The 23,427-nt window shown below is 63.5% G+C and carries 19 protein-coding genes; 9 read left to right on the top strand and 10 right to left on the bottom strand.

Annotated elements, in window-relative coordinates; genetic code table 11:
* Positions 1-6: 6 nt before the first annotated feature.
* Positions 7-732 carry an ABC transporter ATP-binding protein gene (locus ACREP4_RS03340; protein ID WP_431594798.1) on the bottom strand — a complete coding sequence of 242 codons (726 nt, stop codon included), beginning with the start codon at positions 730-732 and terminating at the stop codon, positions 7-9.
* A gap of 163 nt (positions 733-895) precedes the next feature.
* Positions 896-2,164, bottom strand: a complete 1,269-nt coding sequence (locus ACREP4_RS03345) for an efflux RND transporter periplasmic adaptor subunit (RefSeq protein WP_431594799.1) — start codon at positions 2,162-2,164, stop codon at positions 896-898.
* A gap of 215 nt (positions 2,165-2,379) precedes the next feature.
* Here ACREP4_RS03345 and glmS point away from each other — a divergent pair, with 215 nt between their 5' ends.
* Together glmS and ACREP4_RS03355 are read left to right on the top strand one after the other, a co-directional pair.
* Positions 2,380-4,212 (top strand): glutamine--fructose-6-phosphate transaminase (isomerizing), encoded by a 1,833-nt coding sequence (glmS, locus tag ACREP4_RS03350; RefSeq protein ID WP_431594800.1) that lies wholly within the window; start codon positions 2,380-2,382, stop codon positions 4,210-4,212.
* Positions 4,213-4,671: 459 nt separating this feature from the next.
* Positions 4,672-5,103: a CBS domain-containing protein gene (locus ACREP4_RS03355; protein WP_431594801.1), complete on the top strand. Its 432-nt coding sequence runs from the start codon at positions 4,672-4,674 to the stop codon at positions 5,101-5,103.
* A gap of 540 nt (positions 5,104-5,643) precedes the next feature.
* On the opposite strand, the gene gloA is transcribed toward ACREP4_RS03355, so the two are convergent.
* On the bottom strand, positions 5,644-6,171 hold the full coding sequence (gene gloA / locus ACREP4_RS03360; RefSeq protein WP_431594802.1) for a lactoylglutathione lyase: 528 nt from the start codon (positions 6,169-6,171) through the stop codon (positions 5,644-5,646).
* A 429-nt stretch (positions 6,172-6,600) separates the two neighbouring features.
* Here gloA and ACREP4_RS03365 point away from each other — a divergent pair, with 429 nt between their 5' ends.
* The 4 genes from ACREP4_RS03365 (at position 6,601) to ACREP4_RS03380 (ending at position 12,388) form a co-directional block, all read left to right on the top strand.
* Entirely contained in the window at positions 6,601-7,002 is a 402-nt protein-coding gene (locus ACREP4_RS03365; RefSeq protein ID WP_431594803.1) for a CopL family metal-binding regulatory protein, read from the top strand.
* 101 nt (positions 7,003-7,103) lie between these two features.
* Complete coding sequence (locus tag ACREP4_RS03370) at positions 7,104-9,821, top strand: TonB-dependent receptor (protein WP_431594804.1); 2,718 nt, start codon at positions 7,104-7,106, stop codon at positions 9,819-9,821.
* A gap of 57 nt (positions 9,822-9,878) precedes the next feature.
* Positions 9,879-10,571, top strand: a complete 693-nt coding sequence (locus ACREP4_RS03375; protein ID WP_431594805.1) for a PepSY domain-containing protein — start codon at positions 9,879-9,881, stop codon at positions 10,569-10,571.
* A complete protein-coding gene (locus ACREP4_RS03380) occupies positions 10,568-12,388 on the top strand; it encodes a 2Fe-2S iron-sulfur cluster-binding protein (protein ID WP_431594806.1) in 1,821 nt (606 codons plus the stop codon). The genes ACREP4_RS03375 and ACREP4_RS03380 overlap by 4 nt, the downstream gene beginning before the upstream one ends.
* 543 nt (positions 12,389-12,931) lie before the next feature.
* Here the strand turns inward: ACREP4_RS03380 and ACREP4_RS03385 are convergent.
* The 5 genes from ACREP4_RS03385 to ACREP4_RS03405 all read right to left on the bottom strand — a co-directional run bounded on the left by ACREP4_RS03385 (position 12,932) and on the right by ACREP4_RS03405 (position 17,388).
* A complete protein-coding gene (locus ACREP4_RS03385; RefSeq protein ID WP_431594807.1) occupies positions 12,932-13,474 on the bottom strand; it encodes a DUF411 domain-containing protein in 543 nt (180 codons plus the stop codon).
* Between the two features lie 57 nt (positions 13,475-13,531).
* On the bottom strand, positions 13,532-13,828 hold the full coding sequence (locus tag ACREP4_RS03390; RefSeq protein ID WP_431594808.1) for an EF-hand domain-containing protein: 297 nt from the start codon (positions 13,826-13,828) through the stop codon (positions 13,532-13,534).
* A gap of 60 nt (positions 13,829-13,888) precedes the next feature.
* Positions 13,889-14,968: a copper resistance protein B gene (locus ACREP4_RS03395; protein ID WP_431595305.1), complete on the bottom strand. Its 1,080-nt coding sequence runs from the start codon at positions 14,966-14,968 to the stop codon at positions 13,889-13,891.
* A 125-nt stretch (positions 14,969-15,093) separates the two neighbouring features.
* Positions 15,094-16,899, bottom strand: a complete 1,806-nt coding sequence (locus ACREP4_RS03400; RefSeq protein WP_431594809.1) for a copper resistance system multicopper oxidase — start codon at positions 16,897-16,899, stop codon at positions 15,094-15,096.
* A 126-nt stretch (positions 16,900-17,025) separates the two neighbouring features.
* Positions 17,026-17,388 (bottom strand): CopL family metal-binding regulatory protein, encoded by a 363-nt coding sequence (locus ACREP4_RS03405; RefSeq protein ID WP_431594810.1) that lies wholly within the window; start codon positions 17,386-17,388, stop codon positions 17,026-17,028.
* Between the two features lie 324 nt (positions 17,389-17,712).
* On the opposite strand from ACREP4_RS03405, the gene ACREP4_RS03410 reads away from it, so the two are divergent.
* The 3 genes from ACREP4_RS03410 (at position 17,713) to ACREP4_RS03420 (ending at position 21,325) form a co-directional block, all read left to right on the top strand.
* On the top strand, positions 17,713-18,834 hold the full coding sequence (locus ACREP4_RS03410) for a PLP-dependent cysteine synthase family protein (protein WP_431594811.1): 1,122 nt from the start codon (positions 17,713-17,715) through the stop codon (positions 18,832-18,834).
* A 37-nt stretch (positions 18,835-18,871) separates the two neighbouring features.
* Positions 18,872-20,899, top strand: a complete 2,028-nt coding sequence (locus ACREP4_RS03415; protein WP_431594812.1) for a M3 family metallopeptidase — start codon at positions 18,872-18,874, stop codon at positions 20,897-20,899.
* A 78-nt stretch (positions 20,900-20,977) separates the two neighbouring features.
* Entirely contained in the window at positions 20,978-21,325 is a 348-nt protein-coding gene (locus ACREP4_RS03420) for an SH3 domain-containing protein (protein WP_431594813.1), read from the top strand.
* A gap of 184 nt (positions 21,326-21,509) precedes the next feature.
* Here the strand turns inward: ACREP4_RS03420 and fabB are convergent, their stop codons facing one another.
* Positions 21,510-22,718 (bottom strand): beta-ketoacyl-ACP synthase I, encoded by a 1,209-nt coding sequence (fabB, locus tag ACREP4_RS03425; RefSeq protein WP_431594814.1) that lies wholly within the window; start codon positions 22,716-22,718, stop codon positions 21,510-21,512.
* Positions 22,718-23,233, bottom strand: a complete 516-nt coding sequence (fabA, locus tag ACREP4_RS03430) for a 3-hydroxyacyl-[acyl-carrier-protein] dehydratase FabA (protein ID WP_269791148.1) — start codon at positions 23,231-23,233, stop codon at positions 22,718-22,720. Before fabA ends, fabB begins: the two co-directional genes overlap by 1 nt.
* Between the last annotated feature and the right edge of the window lie 194 nt (positions 23,234-23,427).

Consider the following 23,427-nt stretch of genomic DNA (forward strand, 5'->3'; position numbering starts at 1 on the left):
GCTGCCTCAGCCCTGGGTGGAAGCGGCGGCGGCGAGCTTGGCGGCGTGCGCCAACACCGGCTCACGCAGCAGATCAGTGGCCTGGCCATCGACGATATGCACGTTGCGCTGTGCACGGGCAGCCAGTTCCGGATCATGGGTGACCATGACGATGGTGGTGCCCTGGCTGTTGATCTCTTCCAGCAGTTCCATCACGCCGCGTGCCATCTGCGTGTCCAGGTTGCCGGTCGGTTCATCGGCCAGCAACAGACGTGGGCTGCCGGCCAGGGCACGTGCGATGGCCGCACGCTGCTGCTGACCGCCGGACAGTTCGGCCGGGTAATGCTTCATGCGCGAACCCAGACCCACGCTGCTCAGTGCCTTCTCGATGCGCTCGCGGCGCTCGGAGGCGGGCATGCCGCGGTAACGCAGCGGCACATCGACGTTGTCGAACAGGTTGAGGTCGGGAATCAGGTTGAATCCCTGGAAGATGAAGCCGATTTTCTGGTTGCGCAGACGCGAACGCGCGTCGTCACCCAGGTGGCTCACGTCCTGGCCATCGAGCAGGTACTGGCCGCTGGTGAAGGTTTCCAGCAGGCCGGCGATGTTGAGGAAGGTGGTCTTGCCCGAACCGGACGGACCGGTGACGGCGACGAACTCGCCCTCGCGGACGTGCAGGTCCAGCGAACGCAGCGCGTGGGTTTCAACCTGTTCGGTACGGAAGACCTTGGAGACGGATTGCATCTGGAGCATGGTTTTTCCTTTTGAGGCAGGGAGTGAGGGCAGGAGTGGGGGGAGAGCGGGGAACAGGGAATGAAGGATTCTTGATAGGGCTTCAGTTGATTGGCATCAGTGGATACCGACAACTTCCGTTTCTTTCATTCCCTGTTCCCCACTCCCCGATCCCCACACGCAATCAATTGATCGAAACGCTTTCGTTGTCGCCGAACAGGTCGGCACCGGACACAACAATCTTGTCGCCGGGTTGCAGGCCGGACATCACTTCGACTTCGCCCAGGCTGCTCACGCCCAGCTTGACCGGGCGACGGGTGGCGTTGCTGCCGTTGACCACATAGGCGTAGCGACCGCCGGACTGCTCGACGAACGGGCCGCGCTCGACCTTGAGCACGTTCTTGCGGGTGTCCAGCAGGATCCGCGAGCTCATGCGCTGGCTCTGGCGCAGGCCTTCGGGCTGCTTGTCGGAGAAGCGGATGCGGGCGACGACTTCGCCGTTCACCACTTCCGGCGACACGGCCGAGATTTCACCCGGGAACGGCTGGCCCGAGCCACTGGTGAGCTGGGCCGGCATGCCGATGGCCAACTCGCGGGCGAAACTTTCCGGCACCTTGATCTCGACCTCGAAGCGCGACAGGTCAACCACGCCCAGCACCGGCGCGTTGGCAATCACCTGCGTGTGCTGGGTGGCCTGCACCTGGCCGACCTGGCCGTCGAACGGCGCGCGCAGGGTCAGTGCATCCACCTGGCGCTGTACTTCATTCACCACGGCCTTCTGGCGTTCGGCCATCAGGTGCTTGTTGCGGGCGTCCAGGTCAGCGCCGCGGCTCTGCAGAGCGGCGTCCTGCTGGGCGTGCTGCAGTTCGATCTGGGCCTTCTTCAGTTCGTCCTGGGCCTTGGCAAGATCGACCTGCGGCACCGCGCCACCATCAAAACCGCGCTGGTAGCGGTCCAGGTCGCGCTGTGCGGCGGTGCGCAGCAGGCCGGCCTGGTCGGACATCTTGGCGCCGGTGGCACGGGCGAGGGTGGCATCCAGTGCGGCGCGGCTGGCTTCGGCTTCCAGACCGGCCAGGGTGGACTGTTCCTGCGCCAGCTTGCTGCGCAGCTCCGGGCTGTCGATCACCGCCAGCTCCTGGCCCTGCTTGACCACGTCACCGGCGACCACCTTCAAGGTGACCGTGCCGGCGGAGATGGCATACAGCACCGGGCTGTTGGCGGCGATGACGCGGCCATCGGCGGCGATGTCGCGTACCAGATCGCCGCGGCTGACTTCAGCGATGCGCAAGCGCCCGCCATCGAAAGAGCGGCTGGCGCCGAGCCAACTGCTGGCGACGTAGCCGATGCCACCGACGACAACAACGGTGGCAACGGCGGGCCACAGCCACCGCCGCCATGTGGGCTGCGGGCGCTGGGTGGAAACCTGGTCCTGGGCGGAAGTGTCGCGGATCATCTGTGGCTTCGCTGCAAGGGTTGGTAACGATTAAGCAGGCAGCGTGCCAACTTTAATTAATTGAATTTATTGAATATTTATAATGCGATTCGGGTGTCCGGGTGTCCGCGGACACTTTCGCGGACAGTGTCCGCCGGCCACTTGGCCGCAGATGTCCGCTGCATGGCTGAATCGCTGACTTAGAATGTCCGATCACCAGCGCGGACGGATGGGCTATGTGCGGCATTGTGGGAGCGATCGCGGATCGCGATGTGGTTCCAGTACTGATTGAAGGACTCAAGCGGCTGGAATACCGCGGCTACGATTCGTCGGGTATCGCGGTGTTGAATGGTGATCAGGTACGCCGCGTGCGCCGCACCGGCCGCGTCGCCGAAATGGAAGGCGCCGCCGCTACCGAACACTTCCAGTCCAGCGTGGGCATCGGCCACACGCGTTGGGCGACCCATGGCGGCGTCACCGAGTCCAATGCGCACCCGCACATCAGTGAAGGCGTGGCGCTGGTACACAACGGCATCATCGAGAACCACGAAGAACAGCGCGAGAAATTGACCGCGCTGGGCTATGTGTTCGAGTCGCAGACCGATACCGAGGTCATCGCGCACCTGATCCACCATCACCTGAAGGCCGATCACGACGACCTGCTCAGCGCGTTGCAGCGCACGGTGAAGGAGCTGACCGGCGCCTACGCGCTGGCCGTGATCAGCCGCAAGGAACCCGAGCGCATGGTGGTCGCGCGCATGGGTTGCCCGCTGCTGGTGGGCCTGGGTGACGGTGAAAACTTCGTTGCCTCGGATGTGTCGGCCATCCTGCAGGCCACCCGTCGGGTGATGTTCCTGGAAGAGGGCGACACTGCCGAACTGACCCGGCAGGGCGTGCGCGTATTCGACGGCAACAACGCACCGGTGCAGCGCGAGCAGCGCATGTCCGATGTGTCGCTGGCCTCGCTGGAGCTGGGCCCGTACCGCCACTTCATGCAGAAGGAAATCCACGAGCAGCCGCGCGCGCTTGGCGACACGCTGGAAGCCGCGATCGACGCGGGTGGTTTCCCGGCCACGCTGTTCGGTCAGGATGCCGAGACGGTGTTGAAAGACGTGGAAGGCGTGCAGATTCTGGCCTGTGGCACCAGCTACTACGCCGGCCTCACCGCGCGTTACTGGATCGAAGCCATCGCCGGCCTGCCGTGCAGCGTGGAGATCGCCAGCGAGTACCGCTATCGCGCCGCCTACGCCAACCCGAAGCACCTGATCGTCACCATCTCCCAATCCGGCGAAACCCTGGACACGATGGAGGCGCTGAAATACGCCAAGTCGCTCGGCCACCTGCACACGCTGTCCATCTGCAACGTGCCGGAAAGCGCCATCCCGCGTGCCAGCGAACTGGTCTGCTATACCCGCGCCGGTGCCGAAATCGGCGTCGCCTCGACCAAGGCCTTCACCACCCAGCTGGCCGCGTTGTTCCAGCTGACCGTGGTGCTGGGCAAGCTGCACGGCAAGGTCAGCGCCGAGCAGGAAGCGGACTACCTGGAGCAGTTGCGTCACCTGCCGGGCAGCGTGCAGCACGCGCTGAACCTGGAGCCGCAGATCATCGCCTGGGCCGAGCGTTTTGCCAGCAAGTCCAACGCGCTGTTCCTGGGTCGTGGCCTGCACTATCCGATCGCATTGGAAGGCGCACTCAAGCTCAAGGAAATCTCCTACATCCACGCCGAGGCTTACCCGGCAGGCGAGCTCAAGCATGGCCCGCTGGCGCTGGTGGACGCGGAAATGCCGGTGGTGGTGATCGCCCCCAACGACAGCCTGCTGGAGAAGGTGAAATCCAACATGCAGGAAGTGCGCGCGCGTGGCGGTGAACTGTTTGTGTTCACCGACCAGGATAGCAACTTCAACGCCTCCGAAGGCGTGCATGTGATCCGCACCCCGCGTCATGCCGGTGTGTTGAGCGCGATCGTGCACACCATCCCGGTGCAGCTGCTGGCGTATCACACGGCGCTGGCACGCGGCACCGACGTGGACAAGCCGCGCAACCTCGCCAAGAGTGTGACGGTGGAATAAGCCGCTCGCGCAGCGGCACTATGTTGCATGCAAGGGGACTCGGCCACGCAAGCGACCGGGTCCCCTTTTTGTTGGGGCAACGTATGCGCCTCGCGCCCCGCATCCACGGCGGGTGTGAACCTTGGCGGGTTCTGGACGTGCCTTCCGTGCACGCTGGTGGCTGGATTCAGCAGCGATTTAATTCGCAGTGCCATGCTCCGATCAGCGACCGGTTTGCACGATGAATCATTCCAAAAATGCTGACGTTGATCGTGCGGACGCGGTCGTAGACTCGGAAGGGTCAAGGGCATGATCGATGTATTGCAACTGATCCCGTTCGTGATGAAGCACCTCGTCTGCCGATGCACCGCAACGGTCGGCGACATGCACCAGACGTGTGCTGGTCGATCTGCCGGCCGAGTATGGCAGCAGGTCGGAAGGGCGCATTTTCACTTCAGTAGCCGGTAACAGGAAACAAGAATGAACGTCCGTGAAGTCCTGCAATCGAAGAAAGAGGCAATCGTCACCATTGATGTGGAAGACACGATCGGTGGCGCCGCACACAAGATGAGCGCGCACAAAATTGCTGCGTTGGTGGTGATGAAAGACGATGCGCCGGTAGGCATCATTTCCGAAAAGGACATCGTGCGCAGCCTGGCCGAAGATGGCCCACAGGCGGGCAGAAGGGTCATTTCCAGCCTGTCCTCGGCCGGCCTGGAGAACATTGCGCCGGATGCGACGCTCAAGCAGGCCATGGCGCTGATGACCTACTCGCGTCATCGCCATTTGATGGTCACCGAGAACGAGAAGCTGGTCGGCATTCTGAGCCTGGGCGATATCGTGAAAAATCTGCTGAGCGAGCTGGAACTGGAGAAAGCGGTGCTGCAGGACATCTACCTCGCGGCGCATTGACGACGTGGCTTGATGGCCCGCTGAAATGAAGACGGTCCGGCTGCTGAGGCAGTGGGCCGTTTTCGTTCATGCCGTGTGCGATATGCGATGGATTGGAAAGTAATCTTCGGTGGATCGCAGCAGTGCCGATGCGCGGGGGTCGCCTGATCCAAGTGCCTCACTTGGATGGCATTTCCGGCCCTGGAACCGGTGATGGAAGCGGCCGAGCGGCATGGCTTTATCAGAAGTGTGACGGCGGAATAATCGGTGTAACGAAAGCGTAACCGAGGTTGCGGATAATCCCCTACAGCAGCCCGGTTCTCTCTCTCCCCCGACGCTGTGAAGAAGCCCGGCCCTGAGCCGGGCTTTTCTTTTCCAGGTGTCACTGATTCGCAGCCATCGGGCTACGGGTAGCGAAGTACTCCGGGGCCGGTTGGGATGAATATCCAGGGTTTTTCGCGGGAACGTCGCCTTGCGGGGATTGCAGTGCGTTGTCTCTCGCTCACAGAAGTAGAAAACGCCGGCATTGCCGGCGTTTTTTGTTATCGCACCACCGTCAACTCACGGCCGCACGGTGTTGGAAATCACTTCCACCCAATAGCCGTCCGGGTCCTTGATGAAGGCCAGGTTCTTCATGCGGCCGTCGGTCAGGCGCTTCTGGAACGGCACGTTCAGTGCTTCAAAGCGCGCGCAGGCGGTTTCGATATCCGGCACCGACACGCAGAGGTGGCCGAAGCCGCGCGGGTCACTGTTGCCGTCGTGATAGATCGCACCTTCCTGCTGCTCGGTGCCGTGGTTGTGGGTGAGCTCCAGCACGCCGGGGATGCCGGCCATCCACAGGCGGCGTTCGCCGTCATCAGCGGGGATCTGTGTACCTGCCGGCACGTAAGCCAGGAAGTACAGGCTGAATTCGGCTTCCGGGAAATCACGCTGGTCAATCAACTGGAAGCCCAGCACGCGCGTGTAGAAATCCAGCGAACGGGTGATGTCCTTGACCCGCAGCATGGTGTGGTTGAACACGAAGCCGCTGGTTTCGGCGGGCACGTGTGCGGCGACGCCGGGCGCTTGAATCGAGGTTGGGAGGCTCATTGGTGACATCCTGTTGCAGTGAAAAGGGGAGGGTGAAGCGCGGCGTTTTCTGATGCAGTGAAAGTTGCATCTGCAAGCAGTGCCGAAGGTGAAAAGTTGCAGCTGAAATCAGCAGTCCGGCAAACACGGCAGCTTGCTTGCGTCAGTAGAAAAAATCATCAATGCCGTGACTTGCGTACCTTGGCGGTGACAGACGCGCTGGCTATGCTGCGTCGCAGGATAGTGGTTGATCCTCTGCCAGGAACTGAAGTGTCGGCACACGACACTTGAATGGGGCGGAGACGACGCCGGTACAAGGGCTGTACCGGTAGATGCGCAGGGCGCGCCCCTAGGGAGCAATGCCGTCGAGAGGCCGGAGCAGTTGACAGGCCTTCTCCTGTCGCGTTATTCATTGTTTGTATATACAAATAAAAGGTCGTCGGGAAACCCATGCCGTATCGCCTCTGGCTGCCACTGCTGCTGATCTGCGTGCTTGCAGCCGAAGGCGTGCTCGGGGCGTGGGTCGGCGCGCGGATGGCGATGGAGACGGTGGCCAGCGTGGCCGTCACCACCGACGCGGGCGCGGTAGATCCCGATTGCGAGCCGGCCAAGCCCGTGCTGACCAACGCCCACGGCGACCACGGCCGCGGCAAGATGCCGCCGCACCATGACGATTGCACCTGCGTGGACAGCGCCAGCTGCGAATGCGTCTGCGTGTTGGCCTTGTATCCGCCTACGTCGGTGAAGCTGTTTGCCGGCGCCCATCCGCTGGTATCGCCCGATACCGCGCTGCCCGTGCTTGAGCTGCCAGCCAGCAAACTTTCGCGGGTGTTCCGTCCTCCCATCGTTTGACCTGTCGTCCCTGCGTCCTTACGACGTTGCAGTGCCCCTGCGTGTGCGCTTTGTGCACGCGGACATCGCCCAGAGACAGGTTTTCCCAGCGGGAGAGAGAAATGTATTTGAAGTCCCATGCCTTGGCCGTGGCCATTGGCAGCGTGTTGTGTGTGGCCGCTACCAGCCAGGCCGCGTACGCACAGCAGAATCCAGATAAACCCGAAAGCGCACGCACGCTTGATGCGGTGCAGGTCACCGGCAGCCATATCAAACGCGCACAGTTGTCCGGCGTCGGCCCGGTGAGCGTGGTCGATGCAGAAGCCATCGAGCGCTCCGGCGCCACCTCGGTGGAAACCTTGCTGCAGCGTCTGCCGGCATCGGCCGGTTTCGCCGGCAGCCAGAGCAATGCCTACTGGGCCGAAAACGGCTACGGCACCACCCAGGTCAATCTGCGTGGACTGGGCATCAACCGCACGTTGGTGCTGCTCAATGGTCGCCGCATCGTCAATGGCGGCACCGGCGCCAACAGCTCCGTCGATCTGAACATGATCCCGGTGGCGCTGATCGAGCGCGTGGAAGTGCTCAAGGACGGCGCATCAGCCATCTATGGTGCCGATGCGGTGGCCGGCGTGGTCAACATCATCACCAAGCAGGGCTTCGACGGTGCCGAGGCGGCGGTCCGCTACGGCCAGACCACCCAGGGCGATGGCGACGAGACCGCGGTGGATTTCGCCTGGGGCGTTACCAGCGATCGCGGCTCGTTGATGGCCGGCATCAACTATGCCGAAGGCGGCACGGTCAACATGGGCTCCCGCGCACCGTGTGGCTTGGCCGAAGTAGACGGCAAGCTGGTGTGTTCGGGCAGTTCCACCACCGTCGGTGGCCGCGCGCTGCTGGCCGACGGCAGCCGGGTCAACTTCAACCAGGTGGCCGGCGGCAACGGCGATTTCTACGAGCCGTACTCGGCCGCCAAACACAACTACAACGGCAACCCCACGCTCAACGCGGTCAACCCGATCAAGCGCATCAGCATGAGCGTGTTTGGCGACAGCCAGCTCAGCGAGAACACCACCGTGTTCACCGAGCTGATGTACACCAACCGCCAGTCCGACCAGTTGGCCGCGCCCGGCGGGCTGGGCGTGTACCGGCCGATCAACATCGCTGCCGATCACCCGACCAATCCGACCGGGCAGGATCTGCTGCTGCAGCGCCGTCGCCTGGAAGAAGCGGGCCCGCGGCATTTTTCGCAGGAGGTGAATACCTTCCGTGGCCTGCTCGGAATCAAGGGACAGTTCGGCACCGGTTGGGATTGGTCGGCCGCCTTCAACTGGGGGCGCAACACCGGTGTGGATGGCTCGGACAACGTCGCCAATCTTGATCGCGTCGACCAGACCTTGAACCGCAGTATCTGCAGTCCGGTGCCGGGTGCGGCCATTCCCTGTGGTGACTATCTCGGCCACGGTGACCTGAGTCAGGAAGTGCTGGACTACATCCTGTACAGCTCGCGCGATACCGGCGGCAACGAGCAGAAGAGCTTCACTGCCAACCTGAGCGGACAGATTTTCGAGTTGCCGGCCGGTTGGGTGGGCTTCGCAACGGGTGTGGAAGTGCGCAAGGAGCGCGGCTGGCGTGATCCCGATCCGCTGACCGTGATGGGCATCGGCAACACCAACCAGCAGGACCCGATCTCCGGCGAATACACCGCCAAGGAAGTATTCGCCGAACTGGCGATCCCACTGCTGCAGGACAGCGTCATCGCGGATTCGCTGTACCTCAATCTGGCCGGACGTGCGTCGGACTACGACCTGTTTGGCCGCGATTACAACTACAAAGTGGGCCTGGACTGGCAGGTCAATGAATCGCTGAAGCTGCGCAGCACCTACGCCACTGCATTCCGCATTCCCAATATTCCGGAACTGTTTGGTGGCGTGTCTGAAGGCAATCTCACCACCACTGACCCGTGCAGCAACTGGAGCAAGTTGCCGGCCGATTCGGTAGTGCGTAACAACTGTCAGGCATACGGTGTGCCGGCCGGCTACGTGCAGCCGGGCAACACCATCCTCACCACCGCAGGCGGCAATGCCGAGCTGAAGCCGGAGGACGCCACCTCGTTCACCGCCGGTGTGGTGTGGACGCCGTCGTTCCTGTCAGGCCTCACGCTGACGCTGGACTACTACAACATCCGCATCAAACACGCGATCCAACGCATCGACGGTTCCACCAAACTGGCCATCTGCTACAACACGCCGGGCTTGGCGCATCCGTTCTGCGACGCCAGCAACTTCACCCGAAACCCGCGCACCGGCGAAGTGGACTTCCTGTCTTCGCAGCCAGTGAATGCGGCCAACGAGCGTGTCACCGGCGTTGATCTCGGTGCGTTGTATGAATTCGACGTGGCCGGTTTCGATGCCAGCGTCAGCGCCGATGTCTCCTACCTGCAGCGCTACGATGTGCGCCCGTATGACGGCGCGGAGATGATCGAGTATGCCGGCAAGATCACCGGCGGCCGCGGCAGCTATACCAAATGGCGTGGGCTTGTGGCGTTGAACGCATCGCGCGACCAGTGGTCGGGTACCTGGTCCACGCAGTACATCGGCCGTGCCGAAGACATCAATGCGGGGCGCGGTGACATCGGTGACCACGCGCCGTCGGTGTTCTATCACAACCTGCAGCTCAAGTACGCGGTGAGCAAGGCGCTGGATGTGTCGTTGGGCCTGGACAACGTCTTCGACAAGAAGGCGCCTTTCATCCAGAGCTACACCGATGCCAACACCGACACCATGACCTACGATTTGCTGGGTCGTCGCTGGTACGCACGCATCGGCTATCGCTGGTGACCGCAGGCACCCCGTCGGGCAGCCGGCGGGGTGCATCGCAGACTGAGGATGATGTAGATGAAACCCGCTTTCTGGGCGCGTCGCGCTCACAAATGGATTGGCCTGATCATCGGCGTGCAGGCGCTGTTGTGGATGCTCAGTGGTGTGTACATGACCGTGGTGCCGCTGGACGTGATCCACGGCGATCACCTGGCGCATGTGCACGGTGAACCGCTGCCACCGCAGGCAGCGCGTGTGGGTGCGGATGTGCTGGTGGAACGCTACCCGCAGCTGCAATCGTTCCGGCTCAAGCATGTGCTGGAGCGCGAGGTATACGAAGTGGGGCAGGGCGGGGCGAAGTTTCTGGTCGATGCGGCCAGTGGTGAACGCCTGCCGCCGCTGGACCGGGATGCGGCCATCGCCCTGGCGCGCTCGCTGTATCAGGGCAAGGGCGACGTGACGCGGGTGGAATGGATCACCCAGGCACCCTCGGAAGTTAAGACGCGGCCGGTGCCGATGTGGGCGGTGCATTTCGCTGACAGCGGCGACACCACGTTGTACCTGTCACCCGACAACGGCGAACTGCTCGCGCGTCGTCATAGTTTGTGGCGCTGGTTCGACTTCCTGTGGATGTTCCACATCATGGATTACGAGAACCGCAGCGACGTCAACAACACCTTGTTGCGCGTGGCATCGGTGCTGGGGTTGGGCTTCGCGCTCAGTGGCATCTGGCTGCTGTTCTACAGTTTCCGCACGCGGAGGTCCGCATGACGCCCTGGATGCGAACCCTGCACAAATGGGTCGGCTTGTTGATCGGCCTGCAGTTCGTGGTGTGGCTGGGCAGTGGCTTGATGATGAGCCTGCTCGACCCGGACAAGATTGAAGGCAGCGCACAACGTGCGCCGACCTTGGAAATGCCGGCGTGGCCTGCGGACACCGTCTCGCCGGCCGAAGCGCTGCGCGTGGCCAAACACCCGGCGGCGACCTTGGACAGCGGCTGGCTGTTGCAGCAGCCGGTGTATCGCCTGCAGTCGCCGGAAGGCACCGAGGTGATCGATGCGCGCAACGGCCGGCGCGTTGCCGTCGACGCCGCATTGGCGTCGCGTGTAGCGCAGGCTGCGTATCGTGGTGATGGCGTACCTGCTACGCCGCAGTACCTGAGCAGGACGCTGGAAACGCGCGCCAATCCCGATCCGGTGTGGCGCGTGGATTTCAGTGATGCGCATGACAGCACGATCTATGTGTCCGCACACAGCGGCCAGGTGATGGAACACCGCAACGCGACGTGGCGGTTGTTCGATATCTTCTGGATGTTGCACATCATGGATTACACCGAGCGGGCCAACTTCAATAATCCGCTGGTGATTGGGGTAGGCATTGGTGGTTTGTGGCTGGCGTTGACCGGCTTCTGGTTGTTGGTGACCAGCTTCCACCTGCAGGAGTTCGTCCCGCGTCGCTGGCGCAGGCAGCGGCAGTTGATGGTGTTTGCACCTGGCGGCGCACACCTGCGCACGGTGACCGCAGCCAACGGCGACAACGTCTATGTGGCGTTGGCGCGCGAAGGCGTGAACCTGCCTTCAAATTGCGGCGGTGGGCAGAGTTGCGGCCTATGCGAAGTACGTGTGCGTGGCGGTGCCGGTAAAGCGACCGCTGCCGATCGCTCGCACCTGCCGGATGCCAAGTTGAAAGTGGGTTGTCGCCTGGCCTGCAATCTGCCGGTGAACGAGGACCTGGAGATAGAAGTGGCCGGCGGCGCAAGTCTGTGGACCGAACATTGGGCCACGGTGGTGAAGGTGGAGGCGGTAACGCCGTTCCTGCGTGAAATCCATCTGCAACCCGAGCACGCGGCTGACGCGCAGTTCCAACCGGGGTGCTACCTGCAGTTGCATGTACCCGAGTACCAGTTGCCGCGCAGTGCGCTGTGGCATCCGGACGATCATCGCGACGACTGGAAGCCGCTGCCATTGCCGGCAACGCTGCAGAACAAGGCGGCAGTGCGTCGCTCGTACTCGCTGGCGATGCCGGTCAGCGCGGCGGAAGGACAGTTGGTGTTGCTGGCGCGCTTCAGTCCGGGTTGGCAGGAAAGCAAGCGCCATCCACCGGGCAAGGGTTCCACCTATCTGTACACGCTGCGCGAAGGTGACCGCGTGCGCTACAGCGGGCCGTTTGGTGATTTCGCGTTGAGCGGTGTTGAGCGGGAGAAGGTATTCATCGGTGCGGGTGCAGGCATGGCGCCATTGCGCGCGATGATCCAGCAGCGCCTGGAAGAGGGCGGCAATGAGCGCATCCACTTCTGGTACGGCGCCCGCAACGCGCGTGATTGCCCGTATGCCGCGCAGATGCAGGTGCTGGCCAAGCAGCATTCCAACTTCAGTTGGCATCCGGTGTGGTCAGGTGGCGCGGAAGGGACTTCACCGCGTCGCGTGCATGACGCGATCCACGAGGATCTGTTGCGGCAGCATCCGGATCTGGCCGGGTGCGAGTTCTACCTGTGCGGGCCACCGGCGATGCTGGCAGCGACGCGGCAGTTGCTGCGTACGCTGGGTGTTGAAGACGCGAGGATTGCGTATGACGACTTCAAGATTTGAGGTAAGTGTTCTTGTATTTCGTGTTTGAGGCTGCCCTCACCCCAACCCCTCTCCCGCACGCGGGAGAGGGGCTCGCGCTGCCTGGCTGCTCGTGGTGCACGTGTCCCTTCTCCCGCGAGCGGGAGAAGGTGCCCGGAGGGCGATGAGGGGAGCTTTTGCTCTACGTGCTTTTAAAGGCGCCCTCACCCCAACCCCTCTCCCGCATGCAGGAGAGGGGCTCGCGCTGCCTGGCTGCTCGTGGTGCATGTGTCCCTTCTCCCGCGAGCGGGAGAAGGTGCCCGGAGGGCGGATGAGGGGAGCTTTTGCTCTACGTGCTATTAAAAGCGCCCTCACCCCAACCCCTCTCCCGCTTGCGGGAGAGGGGCTAAAGCTGCAGTTGCACGCGGTGCTTGCTTCCCTTCTCCCGCATGCGGGAGAAGGTGTCCCGAAGGGACGGATGAGGGGAGCTTTTGCTCTACGTGCTTTTAAAAGCGCCCTCACCCCAACCCCTCTCTCGCATGCGGGAGAGGGGCTAGCGTTGCAAGTCCGCTCGCGGCACTTGCATCACTCGTGCTTCGTGAACTCACTCAAGCTGCCATCTTCGGCCAACAGGGAAACGGTGAACGGCTGGCTGTAGCCATCCGGGGATTCCATGCCCGGTGAACCGATCGGCATGCCCGGCAGCACCAGGCCGCGTGCCTTCGGGCGCTCGGCCAGCAGCTTCTGGATGGCGCTGGCCGGCACGTGGCCTTCAACCACATAGCCGTCTATCTCAGCGGTGTGGCAGGACATCATGTTGTCGGCGATACCCAGTCGTTCCTTCACCGCGCCCATGTCGGTGGTGTCGTTGATCTGCACCGGGAAGCCGGCCGCCTGCATGTGTTCGGCCCAGCCGCCGCAGCAACCGCAGTTCGGGTCTTTGTGCACTTTCACCAGCGGCAGGTTCTGCTTTACGGCGGCGACGGCGACTTCTGCCACCGCAGCCGTTGCCGCGCCGGTGCTCGCAACCACGGCCGAAGCCGCCGGCGTTGCGTTGCAGGCGCTGATCAGCAATGTGCTGGCGGCCAGTGCCAGGCCGTAGAACGACATCTTCGATTGAATTTTCATGGTGTTTTTTTCCTTGCAACGTGTCGAGCCAGGGTCATCCCGGCGCGACGCAATGGGTCAAAGCATGGACAGGCCGCGCTTGAATTCGTTGAGGTCGAGCTTGCCGTCACGGTTGGCATCGCTCATGTCGAAGTGCGGCAGCAGCGGGTGCTTGGCCGGCAGTTCCTGGCGGGTGATGAAGCCGTCGTTGTTGGCGTCAAAGCGCTTGAAGATGGCATCGCTGTCAGTGGCTGCCGGTTTGGGCTGGTGTGCGCTGTGGTCGTGCGCGCCGTGGCCGGCGTGTTGCGCGTTGGCCAGTGCGACCGGGATGAATGCAGCGGCGACACCGAGCAGCAGGGTGTGCAGAATTTTCATGGTGTTCTCCATATTCAAGAGAGAGGGGCGGGCACGCCAAGCGACGTGCCGCCCGTAGCATCAGAACCAGAAGCGTAGGCCGGCGACCCAGCGTGAATCGCTCACGCCTTCGCCCGCATCGCGGTGCAGGTCGGCCGTGCGGCCAAACTTGCGCTCGTGCAGGAAGCCCACATACGGCGCGAAACGTCGGGTGATTTCGTAGCGCAGGCGCAGCCCGGTTTCGATATGGCCCAGCCCACTGCCCACGCCGCGGCGCGGATCGTCATCGGCGGCAATGCTGGCTTCGACCACCGGCTGCAGGATCAGGCGATTGGTCAGCAGTACGTCGTACTCGACTTCAAACGCCAACTCCGCTTTGCGTGTGCCGCCGAGATAGGCCATGGCCGACACCTCGAATTTGTACGGCGACATGCCCTGAAAACCGATGGCCGCACGGGTGAGATCCGGGGTCTGCCGACTGTTGTCATGGCGCACGCCGCCAACCACATCCCACCACGGGGTGATCGAACGCCCGTACAGCGCGTCCACCGACCAATCACCGAGCTTGCTGTCGCTGCGCTCGCCCTCGCTGCGTATCCACAGACGGTCGATGTCGTTGCCGAACCAGGCATCGATGCCCCACGCCTGTCCGCTGCCGTGGTCGTTGTCCCACGCCTCCAGATGGTCGAACACCACCAAGCTGTTGAGCGAAGGCGCGTGTTCCATCGCATGCGGCTTCAACGGCGGGAACGCAGCGGCGAAGTCTTCGGCCGTCGGCACCGGGATCGGTTCGCGTGGCGTGTCACTTGCTGCTTTCCTGGGCATGGCATGACCGGCGTGCGGGTCGGTGCCGTGATTCATGCCCGACATGTCGTGACCGGCATGCGGATCGTCTTTCGCAGGTGCAGGCATGTGGTGGCCCGCATGCGGATCAGCGCCATGCGCGCTGTGATCCATCGCCTTCATGTCGTGACCGGCATGCGGATCATCTTTCGCAGCTGCAGGCGGCATGTGATGACCCGCATGCGGATCAGCGCCGTGTGCGCTGTGATCCATCGCCTTCATGTCGTGGCCGGCGTGTGGATCATCTTTCGCAGCTGCCGGCATTGCATGGCCTGTATGCGCGTCATGCGTCTGCGCGGCGGGCGTGGTCTTCGGCATGATGTGGCCGGCATGCGGATCAACCGCCGGCTTGGCGGTCGCGCCGTGGCCTGCGTGTGGATCCTGCGCATAGACGGCGCTGCTGGCGGCCAGGGCGATGAACAGCAGGGAGTGGGAAAGGGTCTTCATGCTTCGATCCTCACTTCGCGCATCATGCCCGCTTCCATGTGGTACAGCAGGTGGCAGTGGAACGCCCAGCGGCCGAGTGCGTCGGCACGCACGCGATAGGTGCGGCGGGTGCCCGGCGGCATGTCGATGGTGTGCTTGCGCAGCTGGAAGTCGCCGTTGGCATCTTCCAGATCGCTCCACACGCCGTGCAGATGGATCGGGTGCTGCATCATCGTGTCGTTGACCAGCACGATGCGCATGCGCTCGCCGTAGTTCAGACGGATCGGCTCGGCACCGCCAAACGGAATGCCGTCGAAATTCCAGGCGAATTTTTCCATGTGCCCGGTGAGGTGCAACTCGATCTCGCGGCCGGGTTCGCGACCATCGGGATCGTCGAACAGCGAACGCATCGCGCCATACGTGAGCACGTTGCGGCCGTTGCCGCGCAGGCCGATGCCCGGGTCGTCCAGCTTCGGCTCGCTGGCCGAGCTTTGCATGTCCACCAGCGGGTTGCCGGTTTCGCTGGGCTTGTGCTTCGGTGATTTGTCACCCGCCGCTGCACCGTGACCTGCGTGTGCATCGTGGCCCATGGCCGCACCGCAACCGCCTTCCATGCCCTTGCCCATGTTGGCGCCGCAGCCACCTTCCATTCCGGCGTGGCCGCCCATGTCGTGGCCCATGTCGCTCATGGTCAGCAGCGGGCGCGGATCCAGAGGCGGAATTGGCGCCTGCAGGCCGTGCTGCACCGCCAGCGTGCCGCAGGCGTAACCGGTGCGGCCCATATCCTGGGCGAACAGGGTGAATGCATCCTGGCCGGTGGGTTCGACGATCACGTCAAAGGTTTCGGCCGGCGCAATGCGGAACTCGTCGATGCTGACCGGATGGATGTACTGGCCGTCGGCCGCCACCACGGTCATTTTCAAACCGGGGATGCGGATATCGAAGTACGTCATCGACGCGCCGTTGATGAAACGCAGCAGCACCTTTTCGCCACTGCGGAACAGCCCGGTCCAGTTGCCGGCCGGCGCGGTGCCGTTCATCAGGTACGTGTAGGTGTGGGCGTTGATGTCGGAGATGTCCGAAGGCGTCATCCGCATCCGGCCCCACATGCCACGGTCGGACAGCGTGTCGCGCAGGCCGTCCTTGCGTGCATCGCGCAGGAAATCACCGACCGTGCGCAGGTAGGTGTTGTCGTGCATCGGCATCTTCTTCATGCGCCGGTGCAGCGCATTGACGTCCATGTCCGTCCAGTCCGACAGCATGACCACATGCTCGCGGTCGAAGTGATACGGCGGTGGCGTCAGCGGATCGACGATCAGTGCGCCGTACAGGCCCGCCTGTTCCTGGAACAAGGAATGGCTGTGATACCAGTAGGTGCCCGACTGTTTGAGCTGGAACCGGTACTGGTAGGCCTCACCCGGCGCGATGCCGTTGAAGCTCATGCCCGGCACGCCGTCCATGTTGGCCGGCAGCAGGATGCCGTGCCAATGGATGGAGGTGATCTCGTCGGTGAGCGTGTTGGCCACGCGCAGATTGACCAGATCGCCTTCGCGCAGCCGCAGGATCGGTGCCGGCAGCGAGCCGTTGACGGTGATCGCACCGCGCGTGCGGCCGGTGAAATTGACCGCCGAACGGCCGATGGCAAGGCTCAGGTCGGTGCCGCGCAATTCAGCGCCGGGCACGGCCATCGCCGCGGTTGATGCAAAGGCGCTGGGAATGCGCCCGAGCCCGGCACCGGCGACAACGCCGCCCAGGGCCATGCCCTGCACGAAGCGACGTCGCGACAGCACCGAGCGCGAATCGGAAAGGAAATCGGATGACATGTGGAACTCCCGGTCATGCACGGGCGACACAATGCGCCGCGGCATATCCTGAACAGATCAAGGAAGCACCCAGGCCGGAGGCCAGGGCACAGGCATCTGTGCGGCGCAGGAGCGCGCCGCGGGAGATCAGGCGATGGGAGGCCGGTTGAGCTGGCCCGGTGCAACGTCATCGTGTGATGGCACCGGCGGTATCGGTGCAAGCGCGTGGCGTGTCGTGCCCAGGCGGGTCATCGCCGTGGCCGGCAGCATGTTGCAGTGCTGTTTGCAGTCGCAGTGGTTGCCATCGGCACAGGCCGAAGGTGCCTTGTCGGCACTGTCCGCGTCGCACTGCATGCTTGCTTGTTCATGGCAACAATCGTGCGCGCTGTCAGCGGCATCCATCGCCATCGCCTGCATCGGCATGGCCATCACCGTCGCAGACCATACCGACCCGACCGCACCGGCGATCAGGGACAGGCACAGCAGCAGGGGCAACAGAATGCGCGGCACAGATTGGCGTCCATAAACAGGGCTGAACCATAGCATTCCCGGGTAGGGGAAGAACTGAACGGTTTGTTGTTTTTTGGGATGGGAGAGGGTGGGAGGTGGGTTGCCACGGTGGGAAGGCACAACGGCGTAAACGCGTAAATGCACCCCTCCCCAACCCTCCCCTTGCCTGGGGCAAAGGGAGGGGCCAAGGCAGCATTGCCGCGAGCGTACAGATCGCATCAACCACCCCCTCCCTTTCGCGCAGCGAAGGGAAGGGGGGCTCTCAGCGCCTTCCTGTCGCCCACCCAGTAGAATCCACACCACTCTTCACTGAAGTGGCGTTCCATGTCCCAGCGTGCTTGGGTGGCGGCAGCCATCCGCAAGATCGAGGCCGACTACAACCGTTCGGCTGACACTCACCTGATTCCGATGGATCTGCCGGGCTTCCCCGGTATTGATCTGTACCTGAAGGACGAATCCAGCCATCCCACCGGCAGCCTCAAGCACCGTTTGGCGCGTTCGCTGTTCCTGTACGCGCTGGCCAATGGCTGGCTGCGTGAAGGTGGCCCGGTGATCGAGGCATCCAGCGGTTCAACGGCGGTGTCCGAAGCCTACTTCGCGCGGCTGCTCGGCCTGCCGTTCATCGCGGTGATGCCGGCCAGCACCTCGCCGGAAAAAATCGCCGCCATCGAATTCCACGGTGGCCGCTGCCATCTGGTGCAACGTGCCTGCGACCTGAACTGCGAATCCGAACGGTTGGCCAGCGAAACCGGCGGCCACTTCATGGATCAGTTCACCTACGCCGAGCGCGCCACCGATTGGCGTGCCAACAACAACATCGCCGAATCCATCTTCAAGCAGATGGCCGAAGAGCCGCATCCGGTGCCGGAGTGGATCGTCTGCAGCCCGGGCACCGGCGGCACCGCCGCCACGCTGGGCCGCTACGTCAGCTATCGCCAGCACGACACACTGATCCTGTGTGCCGATCCGGAAGTGTCGATTTTCTACGACGGTTACTGCGCGGCACTGGCCGGCACCGATTGGCGCGAGATGACCTGCGAAGGCGGCTCGCGCGTGGAAGGCATTGGCCGACCGCGCGTGGAGCGCAGCTTCATCCCGACCAGTGTCGATGCGATGGTCAAGGTGCCCGATGCACTGAGCCTGGCCGCGATGCGTCACGTCAGCGCCACGCTCGGTCGCCGCGTCGGTGGTTCCACCGGCACCAACTTCATTGGCGTGCTGTACGCCGCACAGCAGATGCGTGATGCCGGCCGCAGCGGTTCCATCGTCACCATCCTGTGCGATGCCGGCGAGCGTTACGCGCACAGCTATTACAACCCGGCCTGGTATGAACAGCAGGGCATCGATGTGATCAATGCCGATGCCATGCTTGCCGCTGCGGTCGCAGGGCAGGGCGCGTTGACGCTGCCTTGTGCCTGGCTGGAAGCGTCGCCATATCAGGTGTGATGCCGGCCTGGCCGGCGCTCGTTTTTCCAGGACCCCCATGAACACCAATCCCCTGCTCGATTTCTCCGGCCTGCCGCGTTTTGACGAGATCCGCCCGGAGCACGTCACCCCGGCCATCGATGCGCTGCTGGCCGAAGCCGAAGCCGCGGTGAAGACCGCCGAGACGGTGACGCCGATCAGCTGGGAAACGTTCGTGACGCCGCTGGACGACGCCACCGAGCGCCTGTACCGCGCGTGGGGCCAGGTGTCGCACCTGCAGTCGGTGGTCAACACGCCGGAGCTGCGTGAGGTCTACAACGCCAACCTGCCGAAGATCAGCCGCTTCGGCAGCGCGCTCGCACAGAACCCGGCGCTGTACGCGCAGTACAAGGCGCTGGCCGCATCGCCGGAAGCGTCGGCGTATGACGAGGTGCGCGCCAAGGTGCTGGCCAATGCGCTGCGTGATTTCCGTCTGGGCGGCGCCGAGTTGAACGACGCTGACAAGGCGCGCTTGGCGCAGCTGCAGGAAGAACTGTCCGGCCTGCAGGCGAAGTTCTCGCAGAACGTGCTGGATGCCACCGACGCGTTCGCGCTGTACGTGGACAACGAAAGCGAGCTGGCCGGTTTGCCGGCCGATGTGATTGCCAACGCGCGTGCGGCTGCACAGAAAGATGAAAAGGAAGGCTGGAAGCTGACCCTGCAGATGCCGTGTTATCTGCCGGTGCTGACCTACGCCGACAACCGTGCGTTGCGCGAGCAGCTGTATCACGCCAATGCCGTGCGCGCGTCCGAGTTTGGCGATGCCGCGTTGGACAACAGCGGCAACATCGACCGCATTCTTGCGGTGCGCGGCGAGTTGGCTGCGCTGCTCGGTTTCGCCAATTACGGCGAGTATTCCATCGCCACCAAGATGGCTGCCGACGCGCCGCAGGTGCTGGGTTTCCTGCGCGATCTTGCCGCACGCGCCAAGCCGTATGCACAGCGTGACCGCGTCGAACTGGAAGCCTTCGCCCGCGACGAGCTGGGCCTGCAAGACCTGCAGGCGTGGGATCTTTCGTATGTCGGCGAGAAGCTCAAGCAGGCGCGTTACAGCTACTCCGAGCAGGAAGTGAAGCAGTACTTCACCGAGCCGAATGTGCTGGCCGGTCTGTTCGGCGTGATCGAGCGGCTGTACGGCTTGAAGGTGCTGCCCGACAGCGCACCGGTGTGGCACGAAGACGTGCGCTTCTATCGACTGGTGGACGCTGACGGCGCGCTGGTTGGCCAGTTCTACATGGATCTGTACGCACGCGAGGGCAAGCGTGGCGGTGCGTGGATGGACGACTGCCGCAACCGTCGCGTCACCGCGGCCGGTGTGCAGACACCGCTGGTGTATCTGGTCTGCAACTTCGGTCGCGGCAGCGACGGCAAGCCGGCGACCTTCAGTCACGACGAAGTCACCACGATTTTCCACGAAATGGGCCACGGCCTGCACCAGCTGCTGACCCGCATCGGCGAGTTGGCGGTGGCCGGCATCAATGGCGTGGAATGGGACGCGGTGGAGCTGCCCAGCCAGTTCATGGAGAACTTCTGCTGGGAGTGGGAGCAGGTGCAGGCGATGACCGCGCACGTCAGCACCGGCGCCGCGTTGCCGCGCCCGTTGTTCGACAAGATGCTGGCCGCCAAGAATTACCAGAGCGGCATGTTCACCGTGCGTCAGCTGGAATTCGGCCTGTTCGACATGCTGCTGCACAGCCAGTACCAGCCGCAGCAGGAGGGCGTGTTGCAGGTGCTGGAGCGCGTGCGAGACGAAGTGGCGGTGAACATTCCGCCGGTCTGGAACCGCTTCCCCCATCAGTTCAGTCATATTTTTGCCGGTGGTTATGCAGCCGGTTACTACAGCTACAAATGGGCTGAAGTGCTGAGCGCCGATGCTTACGCCGCCTTCGAGGAAGCGCCGGACAAGCTGCAGGAAACCGGCGCACGTTTCCGCAACGAAGTGCTGTCGCGTGGCGGCAGCCGCAGCGCTGCGGAGAATTTCCGAGCCTTCCGTGGCCGCGATCCGCAGATCGACGCCTTGCTGCGCCACAACGGCATGGCCGCCTGAACGCCAGCGGCGCGCAGGGCTGGTAAGCCGGGGTGGACAGGGTCAAGCTAGGCAGCGATTTCTCCTGGCGTTGACGCGATGCCCCGGCTTATTACCCGCGTTGCAGCCTGTGTGGCGATTGTCGGTGCGGTGTTGTGGTTTCAGCCGCGCATCAACGAGCCCGCCGCACAGGTCAGCAATGGCTTGAACCTCCGCAGTGCACCCGACCAGCGCGCCGAGCGCCTGGCGGTGTTGCCGGTGGGCACCACGGTGGAAGTACAGCGTTGCCTGGACGACCTGCAATGGTGCAACGTCCGCGCCGGCGGCAAGAACGGCTGGGTGTCCGCCGACTACCTGATCGCCAAGAGCGACGGCAAGCGCGTGCGCCTGGCCGATGCCGGCAAGGAACTTGGTGTGGTGATCGAGACCGCACGACCGGGTGGTTGAGCAGTGATTGCTCCCTCCCTTTGCCGCAGGCAAGGGAGGGCTGGGGAGGGGTAAGCTTTTCGGCGATCAGACGAGGCAGGCGCTTCGCGGCCGAGGTCGCTCCTACGCATTTGCCGTAACGAGGGCCCACAAAAAAACAGCCGCTTTCGCGGCTGTTTTTCTTTGCATCAGTTCAATCGGGGCATTACACCCGGCCGAAGATCAGCGTGGCGTTGGTGCCGCCGAAACCGAAGCTGTTGGACATCACGGTGTCCAGCTTGGCGTCCTGCGTCTGGCGCAGGATCGGGAAGCCTTCTGCGCGTTCGTCCAGCGTTTCGATGTTGGCCGAGCCGGCCATGAAACCATCGCGCATCATCAGCAGGCAGAAGATCGCTTCATGCACGCTGGCGGCACCCAGCGAGTGGCCGGACAGCGCCTTGGTCGAAGACAGCGGCGGCACCGCGTCGCCGAACACCGCACGCACCGCACCCAGTTCGGTCACATCGCCCAGCGGCGTGGAGGTGCCGTGGGTGTTGAGGTAATCGATCGGGCGATCCACGGTGGCCATGGCCATCTTCATGCAACGCACCGCGCCTTCACCGGACGGGGCAACCATGTCGGCGCCGTCGGAGGTCACGCCGTAACCCACCAGTTCGGCATAGATCTTGGCACCGCGTGCAACGGCATGGTCGTAATCTTCCAGCACCAGCATGCCGCCGCCGCCAGCGATGACGAAGCCATCGCGGTTGGCGTCGTACGGACGCGAAGCGCTGGCCGGGGTTTCGTTGAAGCTGGTGGACAACGCGCCCATGGCGTCGAACATCACGCTCATCGACCAATGCAGGTCTTCACCGCCGCCGGCGAACATGACGTCCTGCGCGCCGTGACGGATCAAATCCGCCGCCGCGCCGATGCAATGCGCCGAGGTGGCACATGCGGCCGACAGCGAGTAGCTCAGGCCCTTGATGCTGAAGGCGGTAGCCAGGTTGGCCGACACCGTCGAGCACATCGTGCGCGGCACCATGTACGGGCCCACTTTGCGCACGCCGCGGTTGCGCAGCAGATCGGCCGCTTCCACCTGCCATTCGCTGGAACCGCCGCCGGAGCCGGCGATCAGGCCGGTACGCGGATTGCTCACCTGCGTTTCTTCCAGGCCGGCATCGGCGATGGCGTCGCGCATGGCGACATAGCTGTACGCCGCCGCATCGCTCATGAAGCGCTTGAGCTTGCGGTCCACCTGGGCGTCCAGGTCGATATCGACCTTGCCGGTGACGTGGCTACGCAGGCCGGCTTCGGCGTGGTCCGGTGCAGCGACGATGCCGGGACGGCCATCGCGCAGGGCGCTGGAAACGGTATCCAGATCGTTGCCAAGGCAGGACGTGATGCCCATGCCGGTAATGACGACACGACGCATCAGAAGCTCTCGGTTGAAGTGAACAGGCCCACGCGCAGGTCCTTGGCGGAATAGATCTCGCGGCCGTCGACCAGCATGCGGGCGTCGGTCTGTGCCATCACCAGCTTGCGGTTGATGACGCGGGAGACATCGATTTCGTACTGCACCAGCTTGGCGCTGGGCAGCACCTGGCCGGTGAACTTGACCTCGCCACAGCCCAGCGCACGGCCACGGCCTTCGGCGCCCAGCCAGGTGAGGAAGAAGCCGGTCAGCTGCCACATGGCATCCAGGCCCAGGCAGCCGGGCATCACCGGGTCGCCGATGAAGTGGCAGCCGAAGAACCACAGGTCCGGTTTGATGTCGAGCTCGGCCCGGATCAGGCCCTTGCCGTGCGCGCCACCGTCCTCGCGGATATCGGTGATGCGGTCGAACATCAGCATCGGGTCGTTGGGCAGGCGGCCCTTGTTGGGGCCGAAGAGTTCGCCGCGCGCACTGGCCAGCAACTGGTCACGCGAGAACGTATGCAGACGGGTCATCCGGGGGTAATCCAAAGCCAGGAACGAGCCGCCGAGCATGCGGCAGCCCCTGCGTTCAATCAAATGTTTTAACTGGACGGTTGCGTATGTTCGCCGCAGTTAGCAGCCGTTCGGCGGCTGTTATCGACGATATTGAATTGCACAATTGTGAGGACAAGTGTGCATTTAGCGACAACAGCTATCATGTTGACGAC

The sequence above is a fragment of the Stenotrophomonas sp. genome, assembly GCF_050737575.1.
Lineage (GTDB): Bacteria > Pseudomonadota > Gammaproteobacteria > Xanthomonadales > Xanthomonadaceae > Stenotrophomonas.

Bases quoted from the DNA above. Each gene is read 5' to 3' on its own strand.
- ACREP4_RS03340 (WP_431594798.1), bottom strand. From the start codon at position 732: ATGCTCCAGATGCAATCCGTCTCCAAGGTCTTCCGTACCGAACAGGTT.
- ACREP4_RS03345 (WP_431594799.1), bottom strand. From the start codon at position 2,164: ATGATCCGCGACACTTCCGCCCAGGACCAGGTTTCCACCCAGCGCCCG.
- glmS (WP_431594800.1), top strand. From the start codon at position 2,380: ATGTGCGGCATTGTGGGAGCGATCGCGGATCGCGATGTGGTTCCAGTA.
- ACREP4_RS03355 (WP_431594801.1), top strand. From the start codon at position 4,672: ATGAACGTCCGTGAAGTCCTGCAATCGAAGAAAGAGGCAATCGTCACC.
- gloA (WP_431594802.1), bottom strand. From the start codon at position 6,171: ATGAGCCTCCCAACCTCGATTCAAGCGCCCGGCGTCGCCGCACACGTG.
- ACREP4_RS03365 (WP_431594803.1), top strand. From the start codon at position 6,601: ATGCCGTATCGCCTCTGGCTGCCACTGCTGCTGATCTGCGTGCTTGCA.
- ACREP4_RS03370 (WP_431594804.1), top strand. From the start codon at position 7,104: ATGTATTTGAAGTCCCATGCCTTGGCCGTGGCCATTGGCAGCGTGTTG.
- ACREP4_RS03375 (WP_431594805.1), top strand. From the start codon at position 9,879: ATGAAACCCGCTTTCTGGGCGCGTCGCGCTCACAAATGGATTGGCCTG.
- ACREP4_RS03380 (WP_431594806.1), top strand. From the start codon at position 10,568: ATGACGCCCTGGATGCGAACCCTGCACAAATGGGTCGGCTTGTTGATC.
- ACREP4_RS03385 (WP_431594807.1), bottom strand. From the start codon at position 13,474: ATGAAAATTCAATCGAAGATGTCGTTCTACGGCCTGGCACTGGCCGCC.
- ACREP4_RS03390 (WP_431594808.1), bottom strand. From the start codon at position 13,828: ATGAAAATTCTGCACACCCTGCTGCTCGGTGTCGCCGCTGCATTCATC.
- ACREP4_RS03395 (WP_431595305.1), bottom strand. From the start codon at position 14,968: ATGCCGAAGACCACGCCCGCCGCGCAGACGCATGACGCGCATACAGGC.
- ACREP4_RS03400 (WP_431594809.1), bottom strand. From the start codon at position 16,899: ATGTCATCCGATTTCCTTTCCGATTCGCGCTCGGTGCTGTCGCGACGT.
- ACREP4_RS03410 (WP_431594811.1), top strand. From the start codon at position 17,713: ATGTCCCAGCGTGCTTGGGTGGCGGCAGCCATCCGCAAGATCGAGGCC.
- ACREP4_RS03415 (WP_431594812.1), top strand. From the start codon at position 18,872: ATGAACACCAATCCCCTGCTCGATTTCTCCGGCCTGCCGCGTTTTGAC.
- ACREP4_RS03420 (WP_431594813.1), top strand. From the start codon at position 20,978: ATGCCCCGGCTTATTACCCGCGTTGCAGCCTGTGTGGCGATTGTCGGT.
- fabB (WP_431594814.1), bottom strand. From the start codon at position 22,718: ATGCGTCGTGTCGTCATTACCGGCATGGGCATCACGTCCTGCCTTGGC.
- fabA (WP_269791148.1), bottom strand. From the start codon at position 23,233: ATGACCCGTCTGCATACGTTCTCGCGTGACCAGTTGCTGGCCAGTGCG.